General features: G+C 67.5%; 12 protein-coding genes. 7 read left to right on the top strand and 5 right to left on the bottom strand.

Annotated features, from left to right (window positions below; all coding sequences use genetic code 11):
* Positions 1–4: 4 nt before the first annotated feature.
* The 3 genes from ACFIMZ_RS28930 to ACFIMZ_RS28920 all read left to right on the top strand — a co-directional run bounded on the left by ACFIMZ_RS28930 (position 5) and on the right by ACFIMZ_RS28920 (position 2,786).
* The gene (locus ACFIMZ_RS28930; RefSeq protein ID WP_431822889.1) at positions 5–1,339 is read left to right on the top strand and encodes an aspartate aminotransferase family protein; all 1,335 of its coding nucleotides are present in this window, start codon (positions 5–7) and stop codon (positions 1,337–1,339) included.
* Between the two features lie 23 nt (positions 1,340–1,362).
* A complete protein-coding gene (locus ACFIMZ_RS28925; RefSeq protein ID WP_431822888.1) occupies positions 1,363–1,917 on the top strand; it encodes a carboxymuconolactone decarboxylase family protein in 555 nt (184 codons plus the stop codon).
* Positions 1,918–2,081: 164 nt separating this feature from the next.
* Entirely contained in the window at positions 2,082–2,786 is a 705-nt protein-coding gene (locus ACFIMZ_RS28920; RefSeq protein ID WP_431822887.1) for an extensin, read from the top strand.
* A 115-nt stretch (positions 2,787–2,901) separates the two neighbouring features.
* Here ACFIMZ_RS28920 and ahpF read toward each other — a convergent pair whose 3' ends face one another.
* From ahpF to ACFIMZ_RS28900, 4 genes are all read right to left on the bottom strand, one after another.
* The gene (gene ahpF / locus ACFIMZ_RS28915) at positions 2,902–4,497 is read right to left on the bottom strand and encodes an alkyl hydroperoxide reductase subunit F (RefSeq protein WP_431822886.1); all 1,596 of its coding nucleotides are present in this window, start codon (positions 4,495–4,497) and stop codon (positions 2,902–2,904) included.
* Between the two features lie 120 nt (positions 4,498–4,617).
* On the bottom strand, positions 4,618–5,181 hold the full coding sequence (gene ahpC, locus ACFIMZ_RS28910) for an alkyl hydroperoxide reductase subunit C (RefSeq protein ID WP_431822885.1): 564 nt from the start codon (positions 5,179–5,181) through the stop codon (positions 4,618–4,620).
* A gap of 200 nt (positions 5,182–5,381) precedes the next feature.
* The gene (locus tag ACFIMZ_RS28905; RefSeq protein WP_431822884.1) at positions 5,382–9,536 is read right to left on the bottom strand and encodes an AIDA repeat-containing protein; all 4,155 of its coding nucleotides are present in this window, start codon (positions 9,534–9,536) and stop codon (positions 5,382–5,384) included.
* A 53-nt stretch (positions 9,537–9,589) separates the two neighbouring features.
* Positions 9,590–10,870, bottom strand: coding sequence for an autotransporter strand-loop-strand O-heptosyltransferase (locus ACFIMZ_RS28900; protein ID WP_431825395.1), 1,281 nt, complete (start codon positions 10,868–10,870; stop codon positions 9,590–9,592).
* A 494-nt stretch (positions 10,871–11,364) separates the two neighbouring features.
* Here ACFIMZ_RS28900 and ACFIMZ_RS28895 point away from each other — a divergent pair, with 494 nt between their 5' ends.
* From ACFIMZ_RS28895 to ACFIMZ_RS28885, 3 genes are read left to right on the top strand one after another with little or no spacing between them, the layout of a single operon-like run.
* A complete protein-coding gene (locus ACFIMZ_RS28895) occupies positions 11,365–12,267 on the top strand; it encodes a substrate-binding periplasmic protein (protein ID WP_431822883.1) in 903 nt (300 codons plus the stop codon).
* Between the two features lies 1 nt (position 12,268).
* Entirely contained in the window at positions 12,269–13,570 is a 1,302-nt protein-coding gene (locus ACFIMZ_RS28890; protein ID WP_431822882.1) for a dicarboxylate/amino acid:cation symporter, read from the top strand.
* Positions 13,571–13,579: 9 nt separating this feature from the next.
* A complete protein-coding gene (locus ACFIMZ_RS28885) occupies positions 13,580–14,281 on the top strand; it encodes an aspartate/glutamate racemase family protein (protein ID WP_431822881.1) in 702 nt (233 codons plus the stop codon).
* A gap of 37 nt (positions 14,282–14,318) precedes the next feature.
* On the opposite strand, the gene ACFIMZ_RS28880 is transcribed toward ACFIMZ_RS28885, so the two are convergent.
* On the bottom strand, positions 14,319–15,215 hold the full coding sequence (locus ACFIMZ_RS28880; protein ID WP_431822880.1) for a LysR substrate-binding domain-containing protein: 897 nt from the start codon (positions 15,213–15,215) through the stop codon (positions 14,319–14,321).
* Between the two features lie 176 nt (positions 15,216–15,391).
* Between ACFIMZ_RS28880 and ACFIMZ_RS28875 the strand changes: the two genes are divergently transcribed.
* Positions 15,392–16,558, top strand: a complete 1,167-nt coding sequence (locus ACFIMZ_RS28875; protein ID WP_431822879.1) for a branched-chain amino acid ABC transporter substrate-binding protein — start codon at positions 15,392–15,394, stop codon at positions 16,556–16,558.
* The last annotated feature ends 16 nt before the right edge of the window (positions 16,559–16,574 follow it).

Raw genomic sequence — 16,574 nt, 5'->3', positions numbered from 1 at the left:
ACCTATGACAACCGTTTTCCATCGCGCGCCGCGCGCGACACTCCCGGTCGCCGTCGCCGGCGACGGCATCGAGATCATCGACTCGACCGGCAAGCGCTACATCGACGCATGCGGCGGCGCGGCCGTGTCGTGCCTCGGGCACCGCAACCAGCGCGTGATCGACGCGATCAAGCGGCAGGCACAGCAGCTGCCGTACGCGCACACGTCGTTCTTCACCACCGAAGCCGCCGAGGAACTGGCCGACCGGCTCGTCGATGCCGCGCCGGCGGGACTCGATCACGTGTACTTCGTGTCGGGCGGCTCGGAGGCGATCGAGGCGGCGCTCAAGCTCGCGCGCCAGTACTTCGTCGAGAAGGGCGAGCCGCGGCGGCGTCACTTCATCGCGCGCCGGCAGAGCTATCACGGCAACACGCTCGGCGCGCTCGCGATCGGCGGCAACGCGTGGCGGCGCGAGCCGTTCCTGCCGATCCTGATCGAAGCGCATCACGTGAGCCCGTGCTACGCGTATCGCGAGCAGCGCGCGGACGAAACCGAAGAGGCGTTCGCGCAGCGTCTTGCCGACGAACTCGAACAGAAGATTCTCGAACTCGGCGCGGAGAACGTTGCCGCGTTCGTCGCGGAGACGGTGGTCGGCGCGACGGCCGGCGCGGTGCCGCCGGTGCGCACGTACCTCAGGAAGATTCGCTCGGTGTGCGACAAGTACGGCGTGCTGCTGATCCTCGACGAGATCATGTCGGGGATGGGGCGCACCGGCTACCTGTTCGCGTGCGAGGAAGACGGCGTCGCGCCGGACCTGCTGACGATCGCGAAGGGGCTCGGCGCGGGCTACCAGCCGATCGGCGCGACGCTCGTCAGCGACGAGATCTACCGGACGATCGTCGGCGGGTCGGGCTTCTTCCAGCACGGCCACACGTATATCGGCCATGCGACCGCCTGCGCGGCGGCGCTCGAAGTGCAGCGCGTGATCGCGGAAGAGCGCCTGCTCGACAACGTGAAGGCGCGCGGCGAACAATTGCGCGCCTTGTTGCGCGAGCGTTATGCGCAGCATCCTCATATCGGCGACGTGCGCGGGCGCGGGCTGTTCGTCGGCGTCGAATTCGTGCGCGACCGCGCGAGCAAGGCGGCGTTCGATCCGGCGCTGAAGCTGAACGCGGTGATCAAGCGCGAGGCGATGCAGCGCGGTTTGATGGTGTATCCGATGGGCGGTACGATCGACGGACGCCAGGGCGACCACGTGCTGCTCGCGCCACCGTTCATCTGCACCGCGCAGCAGATCGACACGATCGTCGAGCGCCTGGCGGGCGCGATCGACGCGGCGGTTACGGCGGTCGGCGCATGACGAATTCAGCGAACGGACACCCGATGACTTCGAGACTTCCCCCATTCGACCCCGCATCCGCGACCGATGCGCAAAAGGCGGTGCTGGCCGAGATTCTCGCCGGCCCGCGCGGCAACCTGAACGGCCCGTTCCTCGGCTGGATCGCGAGCCCCGAGCTCGCGCAGCATGCGCAGCGGCTCGGCGCGTTCTGCCGGTATCGCACCGGCTTGCCGCTGCGCCTGTCGGAGCTCGCGATCCTCGTCACCGCCGCGCGCTGGCGCTCGCAGGCGGAATGGCACATTCATCATCCGATTGCGCTCGACGCCGGCGTGCCGGCCGCGACCGCCGAGGCGATCCGCGACGGCGTCGAACCGGTGTTCGAGTCGGACGACGATGCGCTGATCTACGCGTTCGCGAACGAGCTGTACGATGCGCGGCGCGTCAGCGACGCGACGTTCGCCCGCGCGGAGGAGCGCTTTGGCCACGAGGTGGTCGTCAATCTCGTGGCGCTGCTCGGCTATTACGCGCTCGTCGCGATGACGCTCAACACGTTCGGCATGCGCGCGGACGGCCAGACGGAATTGCCGTTTCCCGAGTAGGCGGTACCGACCCCATGAGCGCGGTTTGCGCGAAGCGTGGGGTCGGCATCAATGCAACCAAATGTATTCGTCGGATATGACGCGCCGACGGTCGCTTATCATCGATCGTTCACTTCGATTGAACGACCGGTGAACGAAGTATGACGAATACCCGTAAGAAAGTAATGATCGCCGGGGGGCTTCTGGTGGCCGCGACAAGCGTGTCGTACCTGATGCTCCTGAGGGCGGACCACCGTGCGATAGAGGACGCCGGTTTCGGCGATGCCGCACCGACGCAAGTGGCCGAATCCCGATCGGGCGACGAACACGTGGCGCAGGGCAGTATCGGGCAACCGGCGTCCGCCGCCGCAACCGCGACGCATGCCGACGCGGCGTCGCAACAGCCGCCGGCACCCGTGAGCCTGGCGCCGAAACAGTCAACCGGGCAACCGCCTGCGCGCGTGAGCGCGACGCTCACACCCGGCCAGGCCGTTCCGAGCGTCAGCGCGAAACCACCACCGCCGGTCCAGCCGAGCGAGCCGCCGTCCGCCGCTGTCGCGTCGGTCGATGCGCAGCACTCGACCGCTTCGACCGCGAATCCGGCGCAACGCGCGTCGCGTCAGCGCGACAGCCTGGAGCGTCATGCCGCGACGGATCCCGTCAAGACCTCCGAGACGCCCGAGACCGCCGCGCTGGTCAGGGAGTCGGCCAAGCTCGATCCTGCGTTGCCTATGCCGCAACCTTCGGCAAACCCGGACGCGGATCGGCGCAGCCCGTCCGCGGGATCGAATCCGGTTGCCGCGGCGATGACCGAAAAGCTCGTCAGGGAATCGAGCAGCTTCAAGCCCTCGTCGCCTTCGCCAAAGGACAATCCGGCCGCGACCCGGTGACCCCGGCGGCGTGCGCGTATCGCACTCCGGTTCCGCCAATTCGGGCTGAAAAAAAGGACCCCGTACGCCGACCAGGGCATGCGGGGCCAAGAGAGACAACCTGGTATGACGGGTATTACGCGGCGACCGCTTCCTCGACGGCCGGCTTTGCGTCGACGGGCGTCACGTCCTGCCGGATCAGGTGGTCGAACGCGGCGAGCGATGCCTTCGCGCCTTCGCCGACCGCGATCACGATCTGCTTGAACGGCGCCGTCGTCACGTCGCCGGCCGCGAACACGCCGGGCACGGATGTCGCGCCACGCGCATCGACGACGATCTCGCCGTGCTTCGACAGCTCGATCGTGCCCTTCAGCCATTCGGTGTTCGGCACGAGGCCGATCTGCACGAACACGCCTTCGAGATCGATGCGCTTCACGTCGCCGCTGCGCAGGTCCTTGTAGACGAGGCCGTTCAGCTTGCTGCCGTCGCCGGTCAGCTCGGTCGTCTGCGCCTGCGTGACGACGGTCACGTTCGGCAGGCTGCGCAGCTTGCGCTGCAGCACTTCGTCCGCGCGAAGCTGCGCGCCGTATTCGATCAGCGTGACTGCCTTCACGATGCCCGCGAGGTCGATCGCGGCCTCGACGCCCGAGTTGCCGCCGCCGACCACCGCGACGCGCTTGCCCTTGAACAGCGGGCCGTCGCAGTGCGGGCAGTAGGCGACGCCGCGGTTGCGGTATTCGCGCTCGCCGGGCACGTTGATTTCGCGCCAGCGCGCGCCGGTCGCGAGCACGATCGTCTTCGCCTTCAGCACCGCGCCGTTCGCGAGGCGGATCTGGTGCACGGCGCCGGGAATCAGCGCGTCGGCGCGCTGCACGTCCATCACGTCGACGTCGTACTGCTTCACGTGCTGTTCGAGCGCGGTCGCGAACTTCGGCCCTTCGGTTTCCTGCACCGACACGAAGTTCTCGATCGCCATCGTGTCGAGCACCTGGCCGCCGAAGCGCTCGGCGACGACGCCGGTCGCGATGCCCTTGCGCGCCGAATAGATCGCGGCCGCCGCGCCCGCCGGGCCGCCGCCGACGATCAGCGTGTCGAACACCGGCTTGTTCTCGAGCGCCTTCGCGGCGCGCGCGCTCGCGCCGGTGTCGAGCTTCGCGAGGATTTCCTTCACGCTGCTGCGGCCCTGGCCGAACGACTCGCCGTTCAGGAACATCGTCGGCACCGCCATGATCTGGCGCGCTTCGACTTCGTTCTGGAACAGCGCGCCGTCGATCGCGACATGACGGATGCGCGGATTGATCAGCGACATCACGTTCAACGCCTGCACGACTTCCGGGCAGTTCTGGCACGACAGCGAGAAATACGTCTCGAACGCGTAGTCGCCGTCGAGCGCGCGGATCTGCTCGATCACGTCGTCGTCGAGCTTGACCGGATGGCCGCCCGTCTGCAGCAGCGCGAGCACGAGCGACGTGAATTCATGGCCCATCGGAATCCCGGCGAAGCGGATGCCCGCGGGCTTGCCCGGTTCGCCGATCGAGAACGACGGCTTGCGCTCGGCGCCGTCGCGGCGTTCGACCACCGTCACGCGAGTCGTCAGCGACGCAATCTCGTTGAGCAGCGCGAGCAGTTCCTGCGACTTCGCGCCGTCGTCGAGCGACGCGACGAGCTCGATCGGGCGCGTGATCTTTTCCAGGTACGCTTTGAGTTGGTTCTTGAGATTGGCGTCGAGCATGGCGTTTCGGATTCCGTATTGATGATTCTGGTCGGGCACGTCGTGCCGGAGGGAAGGGCGGGCCGCGCGATGCGGCGGCCGGCCGTTGCGCGCCTCGCACGAGGCGCGCGGGGCGTGTCGTCAGATCTTGCCGATCAGGTCGAGCGACGGCGTCAGCGTCTCGGCGCCCGGGGTCCACTTGGCCGGGCACACTTCACCCGGGTGCGCGGCGATGTATTGCGCGGCCTGCACCTTGCGCAGCAGCTCGCCCGCATCGCGGCCGATGCCGTTGTCGTGGATCTCGCACAGCTTGATCTCGCCTTCCGGGTTGATCACGAACGTGCCGCGCAGCGCCATCCCTTCTTCATCGATCAGCACGTCGAAGTTGCGCGACAGCGTCAGCGTCGGGTCGCCGATCATCGGGTACTTGATCTTGCCGATCGTGTCCGACGTGTCGTGCCACGCCTTGTGCGTGAAGTGCGTGTCGGTCGACACCGCGTAGATTTCGACACCCAGCTTCTGGAATTCCGCGTAGCGGTCGGCGAGGTCGCCCAGCTCGGTCGGGCAGACGAACGTGAAGTCGGCCGGGTAGAACACGACGACGGACCACTTGCCCTTGAAGCTCTCGTCGGAGACGGGCACGAAATCGCCGTTGTGGTATGCGGTTGCCTTGAACGGCTTGATTTGGGTGTTGATGATCGGCATCTGGGTTTCCTTGCTCGTTGCGGTGTTGAATTAACGAGTCGCCAGTATCCGGGTTCACCCTGACTTTGTGAAATTGCTTGTTTCAATCCGAGGGATCGGGAATTCCTATGTGCCGCCGGCGGTGGCGGCCTGGCGGTGTCGCTTGCCGGATGCACATGGCTTTGACCGCCGCGAAGCCGGGTATGGGCGGTTCGCGAGATTCACCACTTCCATTGCGCCCCCGCCATCACGCCGTATTCGCGCTCGTTCGAACCCGCATCGACGCTCACGCGAGCGAACAGCGTGGCAAGCGGCCCCCAGTGCCAGTCCGCACCGATGCCGGCGCGCGCGGTATCACGGCTCGTCGGCGATCCGAACACCTGGTACGTCGCGGCCGGCGCATCGACAAAGGCCGCGTTGAGCGACTGCGCCGCGCTGCCGAAGCGGTGTTCCCATGCGACCTCCGCCTGCCAGTCGGCAGGGCGCCCGAAGAACGTACCCGCGCGCTTCGCGAACCGCAGCCCAAGCACCGTCGACAGCGCGTTGCTGTTCGCCGACGCGTACTCGAGATCGAACACGCCGCCGCCGTGTTCGGCGAAGCTCTGCTGCGTATAGTGGCCGACCCGTACGCCCGCATACGGCTGCCACTTGCCGTACGCCGCCGCGAGGTTGAGTCCGGACTCGATGTACGCGGCCACCGCGGTCGTATGGAACGAGCCGTCGGACTTGCCGGTGAGCGCGCCGAGCGTCGCCGACCGTGTGAGCGCGTTGTCCCAGTAGCCGACGCCCGCCATCCCGTTGACGTAATAGAGGCGCCCTTGCGGTTGCCACCCGCCATACAACAGAACCTGCACGCCGTCGCTGCGCGCATCCGCGGAGCGGCCGCTGAACTGGATCGTGTCGTCGTTCAGCGCGATGGCCGCACCCGCACGCACGGACGCAGTCACCGAGCGGTCGAAGCCGAGCGCGACGCGCGCCGAATGCTCACCGTACGCGCTGCTGCCAAGACCGTCGTCGCCCGACTGATGGGTATGGCTGTAGCCCACGCTCACCCAGGGGGCGTCCGTGCCCGTCGCCGTGGGCGCCAGCGCGCCGCCGCCGGACCCCGATGCGAGCCGTTGCGCGACCACGTCCTGCATGTCGCCGGTACGCCTTTGGGCAATCTGGCAGAACACGGCTGCCTCGTCGCCGGCAACCTGCGTCAGCGCATTCGAGGCCTGCGATGCCGACACGGCCTGAAGCGCCGCGGTCAGCTTGTTGCCGCCCGCGTTGTAGGTGCGCGTCAACGCATTGGCAACGTTGATCTGGTTCTGCGTATGCGCGGCCGTGGCGAACCCGGCCGACACGAACGACTGCGCCGCGTTCAGCGTCACGGCGATCACCCCGCCGGTGTAGGAGACCGACGGCGTAAGGTACGCGAAGTCCGAATTGACCGTGGAGAAACTGCCGCTCTCGGTGCCCGAGTAGGTGAGGATCGTGTATTTGGCGCCAGCCGAATACGACCCGGCGTTCGCAGTCAGCGTGAGTGTCGAGCCGCCGGCAATCACCACGTTGCCGACCACGGTCGTCAGGCCGGAAAGCCTTGCCGCGTTGACGGTCACCTCGTAGGTGGACCCGCCCGCGAACGTCAGCGTGCCGCTGACGTTCAAGCCGGAGCCCGGCGTCGACGCCGCGAGCGTCGCGCCGCTGCCGATTGTCAGGTCCGACGCGACCGTCCCGGTGCCCGTCACTGACGCGCCACTCTGCAACGTCAGGTTCACGGCGGTGCCGTTGACGATCACGGCGCCGGACGACACGGTCGTATCCTGCGCATAGCCACCGGCCGCGATGCTCTGCAGGCCGCCGGACGTGACCCGCGTCGTGCTGGCCGAGCCGCCGGACAGGACCCGCTGCGTTCCGCCCGCGACCGTCGTCGCGACTGCCGATCCGGCCGAGTCGACCTGCTGTACGCCCCCCGGGTTCACGACGGCGCCCGATGCGTAGCCGCCGAACGCGACTTCCTGCGTGCCGCCGCTGTTGACGACCGTGTCGTAGGCAAAGCCTTCGGTCACGCCGTCGACGTATTGCAGGCCGCCGCTGTTGACCGTCGCCGACACGGCGGAGCCGCCCGCGAGAATCGTCTGCGAGCCGCCTGCATTGATCGCCGTGCCGGACGCGATGCCCCCGGACGACACGGCCTGCGTGCCGCCCGAGTTGACCGTCGTGCCGGACGCGTTGCCGCCGGCCAGCACGGTTTCCGTGCCGCCTGCATTGACGGTCGTTCCGCTCGTCCGGCCGCCGGACGACACGGCGAGCGACCCGCCGTCGATCGTCGTGCCGACCGCGACGCCGGCGCCGGTCACGACCTGCGAGCCGCCCGAGCTTACTGTCGTAGCGACGGTCATCCCCGACGTGACGCGTTGTTCGCCCCCCGAGGACACCGTCGCGCCGTTCGTCGAGCCGCCGGACAGCACGTTCTGGATACCGCCCGACAGGATCCGCGCATCGACGACCGCCGCGCCGGACGACACGTTCTGCACGCCGCCGCTCGATACCACGCTCGACATCGCGGTGCCGCCCGATGCCACGTTCTGCGTGCCTGCGTTTTGCACGACGGCCGACACCGCCGAGCCGCCCGACACGATGTTCTGCACGCCGCCGCTGGTCACCAGCGTCGACGTCGCCGTCCCGCCCGCCGATACGTTCTGCACGCCGCCGATGCCGAGCACGGCGGAAACCGCATTGCCGCCCGCCGACACGTTCTGCACGCCACCGCTCGAGACGACGGTCGACGTTGCCGTGCCGCCCGAGGACACATTTTGCGCGCCTCCGCTCGCCACGATCGTTGCGACCGCCTTGCCGCCGGCGGATACGTTCTGTGTGCCACCGGAGCCCAACGTCGCGCCAATGGCCGAACCGCCGGAAAGCACGCTCTCCGTGCCGCCGCTGGCGATTGTCGTCGCACTCGCCACGCCGCCCGCGGAAATCACGTCGACGCCGCCGCTCGACACGACCGTCGCGACCGCGCTGCCGCCGCTCGACACCGCGAGCGTGCCGCCGCCCTGAACCGTCGTGCCGCTCGCCACGCCGCCCGCAAGCACGCCTTCGGCGCCGCCGCTTCGCACGAACGTATTGAGAGACGAGCCGCCGGACAGCACCGCCAGGCTGCCGCCGTTCTCGAGCAGCACGCCGCTCGCGACGTGATTCAGGATCGAGAACGTGCCGATCGCATTGGTACCCGAAACGATCGAATCGGACGTATCGGCGATCAGCGCGCCGCCCGACGCGATGGCGAGATTGCCGCCGCTCGATACCGCGACATGCGCCGCGCTGCCGCCGCTCGACACGATTTCCGTGCCGCCGGCGTTCACCTGCGCGGATGCCGCGTAGCCGCCGGCGAGCACATTCAGTGCGCCGCCGGAAATGATCGCCGCGACGGCCGAGCCGCCGCTCGACACGTTCTCGCTGCCGGCCAGGATGACCGTATTCGATGCGACACCGCCGGCAAGAATGTTCTGCGTTCCGGAGAGGGTGGTCGCGCTCGCCAGGCCGCCGGACGATACGTTCTGTATACCGATCGAATAGATGTACGTATTGTTCGCGTGGCCGCCCGACAGGACGTTCTGCGTGCCGCCGCCGCCGACAGTCGCGGATGATGCAACTCCGCCCGATACGTTCTGCGTGCCCCCCGAGCTGATGAACCCACCGCTCGCGACACCGCCGTTCAGCACGTTCTGCACACCGCCCGAAGAGACGAGCGTGCCCGCCGCATACCCGCCATTCGACACGACCTGAACGCCCGCCGAGCCGACCGACGTGAACGAGGCGCTGCCGCCCGAGAGCACGACCTCGCGGCCGCCGCTGCCGGCCAGCGTATTGATCGACCCTCCGCCGGGAAGCACCGTCAGCAAGCCGCTGTTCATGATCATCACGTTCGACGCGACGTTGGCCATGATCGTGAACGACCCGTGCGTGGTGTTGCCTGCCTGGATCAAGTCGGACGTGTCGACGATCAGCACGCCGCCGTCGACGACGTTGAACTGGCCGCCGGGCATGACGGTAAAGTGAACGCCGCTGCCGCCGCTGAGAATGTTCGCGGACCCGCCGCTCGACACGAATGTATAGCGCGCCGCGCCGCCGCTCGACACGTTCAGCACGCTGCCGCCGGGGAAGAAGTTGTCGAGAATCGAGCCGCCGTCGAACACGTCGACTTCGTCGCCGCTGGCAAAGTGGACGCCTACGTAGGTGTCCAGCATCGTCACGTTGTACAGCGTGCCGTGCGCGACGCCCGGCACGATCAACGTGCCGAGAAGCCAGACTGTCAGCCGGGGAATGCGCGTGTCGCGCGCGCCGAACTGATGCAATCCGGATTTGCGACGATAGGTCAACCGTTTCATAGCGTGCTTTTTTTATTCGTTCACGTCGTTGTGCTTCGTTGTGGCGCGGGCGGTCATGACGCCGCCGCGAACGCGGGTATTCGCCTGATCGTTTGCTTGACGTGGTCCGTCGTGATGAGCCGCGTGCACTCGAACTGCCGCGGCGTGCCCGCATGGCGCGGGCACCACAGGAAGTCCTTGTGATCGAAGCGCACGCGCACGTCGTTCCAGCAGCTGTTGCACGTATGGAAATTGATCACCCGGTAGGGGGTCTCGAACTCGTTGATCGGGTGCGTGAAGCCGCTGATCATCACGACCGGCGTACCGACCGCCCACGCGAGCCACGACAGCCCGCTCGACAGGCCAATGAAGAACTCCGCGTGCCTGAGCCACTGCGCCCGCTCCGCGAGCGGGCGGTCGCCGGTCTGGTCCTCCACGCCGTGCGGCAGGTGATTCCACACGATGCCGGTGCCGTGCGTCGCCTTCTGGTCGATGCAGACGACGCGATAGCCGTGCTCCTTCAGGAACCGCACGATTTCGAGCCAGCCCGGCGGATGGTTCCAGTACTTGCATTGCGTCGAGCTCTGCACGGCGATGCACACATACCGTTCGGCAATCGGTCGCCCGTTGTCCGGGACATCGATCTTCGGACGCTCCTCGGCGGGATCGACGCCGAGGATATAGCCGGCGGTGCGGTGCAGGCCGACCAGCTGAAAATCGGTCGGCTGGTGGATGTTTGCTTCGTCGCCGAAAAAGAGGCCGATACGGTAAGTCGCGTAGAAGCGCTCCGCCTTCACTTCGTCCGGCGTGACGAACGTGATCTCGGGATAACACGCGCGGAACAGCGGAATCAGCAGCGGCCCCATCGAGCAGGTCAGTCGGCATTGGTGCTGGCGCTGGAATTTCACTGCGTACGGAAACCAGCCGACAATGTCGCCGAGCGTGCCGACCGGAAATTCGATCAGCACGTCCCGGTCGCGTGCGCAAAACCGGTGTTCGAAAATGCGCGTTCCGTCGCTATCGATTTCGATCGAAAACGGCACGAAATATTTTTTGCTGCTCGCGACCGCTCCGCCTGCAATCGTCGTTTCGAAAATGCCGTTTCCGGTCTGAAGATCCGCAAGCCTGACCTTCCAGACTCCACCCGAATGTGGCGGAAGCACCACCCGGCAGCCGTCGTTGAAATCGAAGCGGATACCGTGCACGGCGGTCTGGGTCGGCGCCGGTGCCGGCGGCGTGAATGTCGATTCCTTCTGTGCACCCGAGGCGGCGTCGTTGATCGCGCTGTCCTCTTGCCGCCGAGCATTGTCGCGTTGCGTGCTGCCCGCCGCTTTCTCCACTGTATCGTCGCCCATCATGATTTGAATTTGCAACGCTCAGCGGCAGTCATCCCGTTTGATCGCCAACCCCACGCCGTCCTGTCATTTTCTTGTCGTTTTACGAATTGCTTTCGCATTGATCTTCTGCGGTGCAAGCTGGCGCGATCTTCACATACGAGAACCAGGATCGCAATAGCTGGAAACAGATAATCGGATTGTTGCCGATAAGCCCGGTCACATCGATGACAGGCCCGCGGTCGCGTCCGGGGCGTCGCTTCGCTGCGCGGACGGCCCATGCCGTCGTGCCCGGGTCATCGGACGGATATCAACCGGCGCGCGCATTTGAGACATTGAACGGGCGGGCAGTGCCGCCGCCTTGACCGAAAGCGTCGATCCGACGCGCGACGTCATGGAGCCCGTTCGACCTGAACGGATCAGCGCCTTGCGCGCAACGTCCGACTTCTCTTTGCGATATGACCCACGTTCTCGGACGCGTCGCCCGTGTTTTGCCGGCATGGACCCGCGACGCGATGGATTCCTGTTGGCCGGCCCGCGTGCCTGCGGGCTGGTTGCTCGGCGCGCTCGTCGTCGCGCTGTTCGCCGGCCCTGCGCGCTCGCACGATGCGTCGGCGGCATCGGCCGCGGCGACACCCCCGGCCGCGACGCCGGCCGGACTCGTGCAGGTGCCCGACGGCAGGCTGCTCGCGCCGGAATTCGCGCGCATCGTCACGCGGGGCGAACTCGTCGTCGCGGTGCTCGGCGTCGACCAGCCGCCGTTCTTCGAGTCGCGCAACGGGGAATTGACCGGCATCGACATCGACCTCGCGAACGAGCTCGCGAAACAGCTCGGCGTGGCGGTCCATTTCAACCGCGAGGCCACCACGTTCGACGGCGTCGTGCGCCTGCTCGCGACGGGGCGCGCCGACCTTGCCGTCAGCAAGCTGTCGCGCACGCTGCCGCGCGCGCAGGTCATCCGCTTCAGCACGCCGTACGTGAGCCTGAAGCGCGCGCTGCTGCTCAATCGCGTCCGGTTCGCCGAGCTCGCGAGGGGGCGCACCGTGCCGGAGGTCGTGCGCGACTATGACGGCACGATCGGCATCGTGGCGGGCTCGGCCTACGCGGACTACGTGCAGGCCGACTTCCCGAAAGCACGGATCCGCACCTATTCGAGCTGGGGCGCGGTGCTGGATGCGCTGAACACCGGCGCCGTGTCGGCGACCTATCGCGACGAGCTGGCAGTCAAGCGCGTGATGAAAGAGCAGCCGACAGCGCCGATTCGCCTGCGGGTGGCGACGCTCGCCGATCTCAACGATGCGCTCGCGATCGGCGTGCGCGTCTCCGACCCGACGCTGCTGGCTTTCGTCAATCAGTTCCTTGCGGACCGCGGCCGGCAGCTCGACGTGAAGTCGCTGCTCAATGCGATGAATCGCTGACATGGATATCAACGCTATGAAGATGACGCTCCATTCCCAATGGCTTCACGCCTTCGCCGTCAATCCGTGGACCGTGTTCGGCAGCCTCGCGCTCGGCGTGATGGCCGGCATGCTGCTGCCGGAAGCCGCGCCGAAATTCGCGTTCGTCGGGGACATTTACGTCGGCCTGCTGAAGATGACGGCGCTGCCGTTCATGGTGGCGGCGGTGATTTTCAGCCTGCAGCGGCTGATGCGCGACGGCAGCGCGGCGGATCTCGTCGGGCGCGTGATGGTGATGTTCGTCGGCGTGTCGGTATTCGTCGTCGTCGTCGGGGCAGTCGTGCTGCTCGCGATGCGGCCGGGCGAGCACCTGTCGAACGAGACGCTCAGGGCCTTCGGCGCGATGGTCGGCAGCGACGGCGCGGCGAGCGACACCGTGATGAGCCTGTACGGCGCCGATCCGGCGGAAAAGACCTCCGGCTTCGCCGACATGCTGGTCGCGCTCGTGCCGGGCAACTTCTTCGCCGCGCTGGCGAACGGCGATACGCTGAAAGCGCTCGTCTTCTCGCTGTTCTTCGGGTTCGCGACCGGGCGCGTCCCCGCGAGCGCGTCGACGGCGCTGGCCCAATCGCTGGAGACGGTCTACTTCACGTGCCAGAAGCTCATGCACTGGCTCGCCTATCCGACGCCGGTCGTGCTGTTCTGCATGGGCGCCGCGCAGATCGGCACGTCCGGCATCGGGCCGCTCGAAGCGATGATCCGCTTCGTCGCGGCGTTCCTTGTCGTGTCGGCGTTGCTGATCGGGGCGGCGGTCGTCGTGATCTGGAAGCGCTCGGGGCGCACGCTGGCCGCGACGCTCGCCGAGTTGCGCATTCCGTTCGCGCTGGCGCTCGCCACCCGCAGCAGCATGGCCTGCATGCCGGGGATGATCCAGTGTCTCGTCGACGGGTTCGGCTTTGCGCGCGCGCGCGTCGAGCTGCTCGTGCCGTTGACCGTATCGCTGCTGCGCGTCGGCCCGATGGTCTATTACGCCAGTGCGACGCTGTTCATCGCGCAACTCTACGAGCGTCCGCTCGGCGTCGGCGAGCTCGGGCTGGTGCTGCTCGCGTCGGTGCTCGCCGGTTTCGCGTCGGCGGGCACGTCGGGCCTCGTGACCGTGTCGCTGGCGGGCATGACGTGCGCCTATCTGCACCTGCCGTTCGAGGCCGCGTTCGTGCTGTTCGCCGCGGTCGATCCGGTTTGCGAGATGCTGCGGACCTTGTTGCTGGTGATCGGCAATTCGGCCGTCGTCTCCGCCATCTGTCCGCGGCCGTCGCGAAACTAGGGAGGGGGCATGGCACTCATCGGCGTGCTCGGCGGAATGGGGCCGCTCGCGACGGTCGACTTCATGCACCGCGTGATGCAGCTGACGCGCGCGCGCTGCGATCAGGAGCATCTGTCGATGATCGTCGCGAACCTGACGCATACGCCCGATCGCTCGCGCGCGATCATCGCCGGTGACGTCGACCCGTTGCCGGCGCTGCTCGACGGCATCGACCTGCTGAACCGGTGCGGCGCCGGCGTGATCGTGATCCCGTGCAATTCGGCGCACCACTGGTATGCGCAGATGGCGGAACGGAGCGAGGCGCCGATCCTGCATATCGTCGACGCCTCGGTGGCCGCGTTGCCCGAAGGCGTGCGGCGGGTCGCGGTGCTCGCGACGGGCGGCGCGCTCGTGTCGGGGTTCTATCAGGCGTCGCTGCTGGCGCGCGGCATCGAGCCGGTGATGCCGGCCGCGGCCGCCCAGCGCGACATTGCCGCGTGCATCGAGGCCGTCAAGGCGACGGAGATCGAAGCCGCCGCCGGGCATTTGTCGCGGGCGCTGGCGACGCTCGAGCGGCGCAAGGTCGCCGTCGCGGTGATGGGCTGCACGGAGATTCCGATCGCGGCGCGCGCGTTGCGCAACGCCAGGGTCGCGCTCATCGACAGCACGCAGGAACTGGCGCGCGCGACGGTCGCCTATGCGGTCGAACGAGGCTGGGGCAGGGCGATTTGAAGGGCGATGCAGAGGACGATGCAAAGGGCGATCGGCATCACGCCGCCGCCATTTGCCTCAACCACGCCGCGAGCCGCCCGGCGCCGTCCGGCAAGTCCGTGTCCTCCCGGGTGCACAGGTAGTAATCGCGCCCGTCGTCGAGCACGTGATCGAACAGCCGCACGAGTTCGCCGCTCGCCAGCTCGCGCTCGACGAGCGGCGCGCGCAGCAGCGCGACGCCGAGATCCGCGCGCGCCGCGCTCAGCGTGAGCTGCCCGTCCTCGAACATCGGGCCGACCGTGTGCGACACGTGCCGCACGCCCGCGCCCTGCAGCCAGTTGACCCACGCGCTGCGATCCTCGTCGTGCACGAGCGGCGCGTGCGCGAGATCGGCCGGGGTGCGGAACGGCCCGTGACGCTTGAGGAACGACGCGCTGCACATCGGCGTCATCGCGCCCGGCAGCAGCCGCTCGCAGCGATAGCCGGGCCAGTCGCCGGTGCCGAAGCGGATCGACAGGTCCGACGCATCGCTTCGGTAGTTGCGGTGGTGCGCGTACAGTACGGTCACGTCGACGTCGGTGTTCTCCGCGAGGAACGCATGCAGGCGCGGGATGAACCAGCCGATGCCGAACAGCGGGATCAGGCTGACCGTGATCTGCCGCAGCGACGAGCGGTCGCGCACGAAGCGCGTCGCGCTGCGCAGCACCGAGAACGCGGCGCTGATCGACCGGTAGTAGTCGCGGCCTTCGTCGGTGAGCGCGAGCAGGCGCCCGTCGCGCACGGTCAGCGGCGTCTGGATGAACGCGTCGAGCAACTGCAGCTGGTGGCTGACCGCGGACGGCGTGATGTCGAGCTCGGCCGCCGCCGCGGTGACCGAGCCGAGGCGCGCGAACGCCTCGAACGCGCGGACGGCGCGCAGTGGCGGATCGTGCGGCAATTGTTCGATATTTTTCATGTGTCAAATTTTATAGAAAAGTCTGGCCAAGCGGCAAGCTGAAAATATCTTGTGTTTACAAGAGTTTTGGCTATTGTGTCGGGAATGGAATAAGCATCAAACAATTGGATATTTGGGGTGTGTAAGCCAACTATTTAATATTTTTCATGTCTTGTCCGATTCTTCCGGTTCCCCACATGAAAATCTCCTTCGTTCCCGCCGGCCTCGCGTGGTCCGCGGCCGCCCTGATCGCTTCCACGCCCGCCGTCGCGCAACCTGCGCCGCAGACGATCCTGATCGGCGTCGCGGCGCCGCTGACCGGTCCGTCCGCACGGATCGGCAAGGATCTGCAGAACGGCGCGCAGCTCGCGGTCGACGACGCGAACGCCCGACACCCGACCGTCGGCGGCAAGCCGGTGGTCTACAAGCTCGTCGCCGCGGACGACCAGTCCGACCCGCGCACCGCCGTCGCGGTGGCCCAGCAGCTCGTCGACAAGCACGTGATCGGCGTGGTCGGCCACTGGAACACCGGCTGCAGCGTGCCCGCGTCGCGCGTCTATCGCGACGCCGGGATTGCGCAGGTCGCGCCCGCGTCGACCGGCCATCAATACACGCAGCAGGGCTATGCGACGGCGTTCCGCATCATGGGTCACGACGATGCGGGCGGCAACTTCACGGGCGCCTACGCGGTGAAGACGCTGAAGGCGACGCGCATCGCGGTGATCGACGATCGCACGTCGTTCGGCGCGGGCCTGGCCGACCAGTTCATCAAGGGCGTCGAGGCGAGCGGCGGCGCGATCGTCGATCGCCAGTACGTGAACGACAAGACGACCGATTTCAGCGGCGTGCTGACCGCGATCAAGGGCAAGCGCGCGGATCTCGTGTTCTTCGGCGGCCTCGACGCGCAGGCCGCGCCGCTCGCGCGGCGCATGCGCCAGCTCGGCGTGAATGCGCCGCTGCTCGGCGCGGGCGGCTTCGTGAGCCAGACCTTCCTGTCGCTCGCGGGCAAGGACGGCGAGGGCGTCACCGCGCTCGAACCGGGCCTGCCGCTCGCGCGCATGCCGGGCGGCAACGCGTTCGATGCGCAGTACCGGTCGCGCTACCACGCGCCGATCGAGCTGCATGCGCCGTTCGCGTACGACGCGGCCGCGACGCTGATCGCGGCGACGCAAAAGGCCGGCACGACGCAGCCGGCGAAGCTGGTCGCCGCGGTGCGCGCGACCGACCGGCCGGGCGTGACGGGCCGGATCGCGTTCGACGACGCGGGCAATCTGAAGAGCCCGGCGTTCACGATTTATCAGGTGCGCGGCGGCAAGTGGACTGTCGTCGACGTGCTCGGCGGCGCGCGCGCCGCGTCCCAATGACCTCATGGAGACCTTG

The sequence above is a fragment of the Burkholderia sp. F1 genome (genome assembly GCF_050813845.1).
Lineage (GTDB): Bacteria > Pseudomonadota > Gammaproteobacteria > Burkholderiales > Burkholderiaceae > Burkholderia > Burkholderia ubonensis.
The sequence above is the reverse complement of the archived record's forward strand: the minus strand, read 5'-3'. Positions and strand labels throughout refer to the sequence as shown.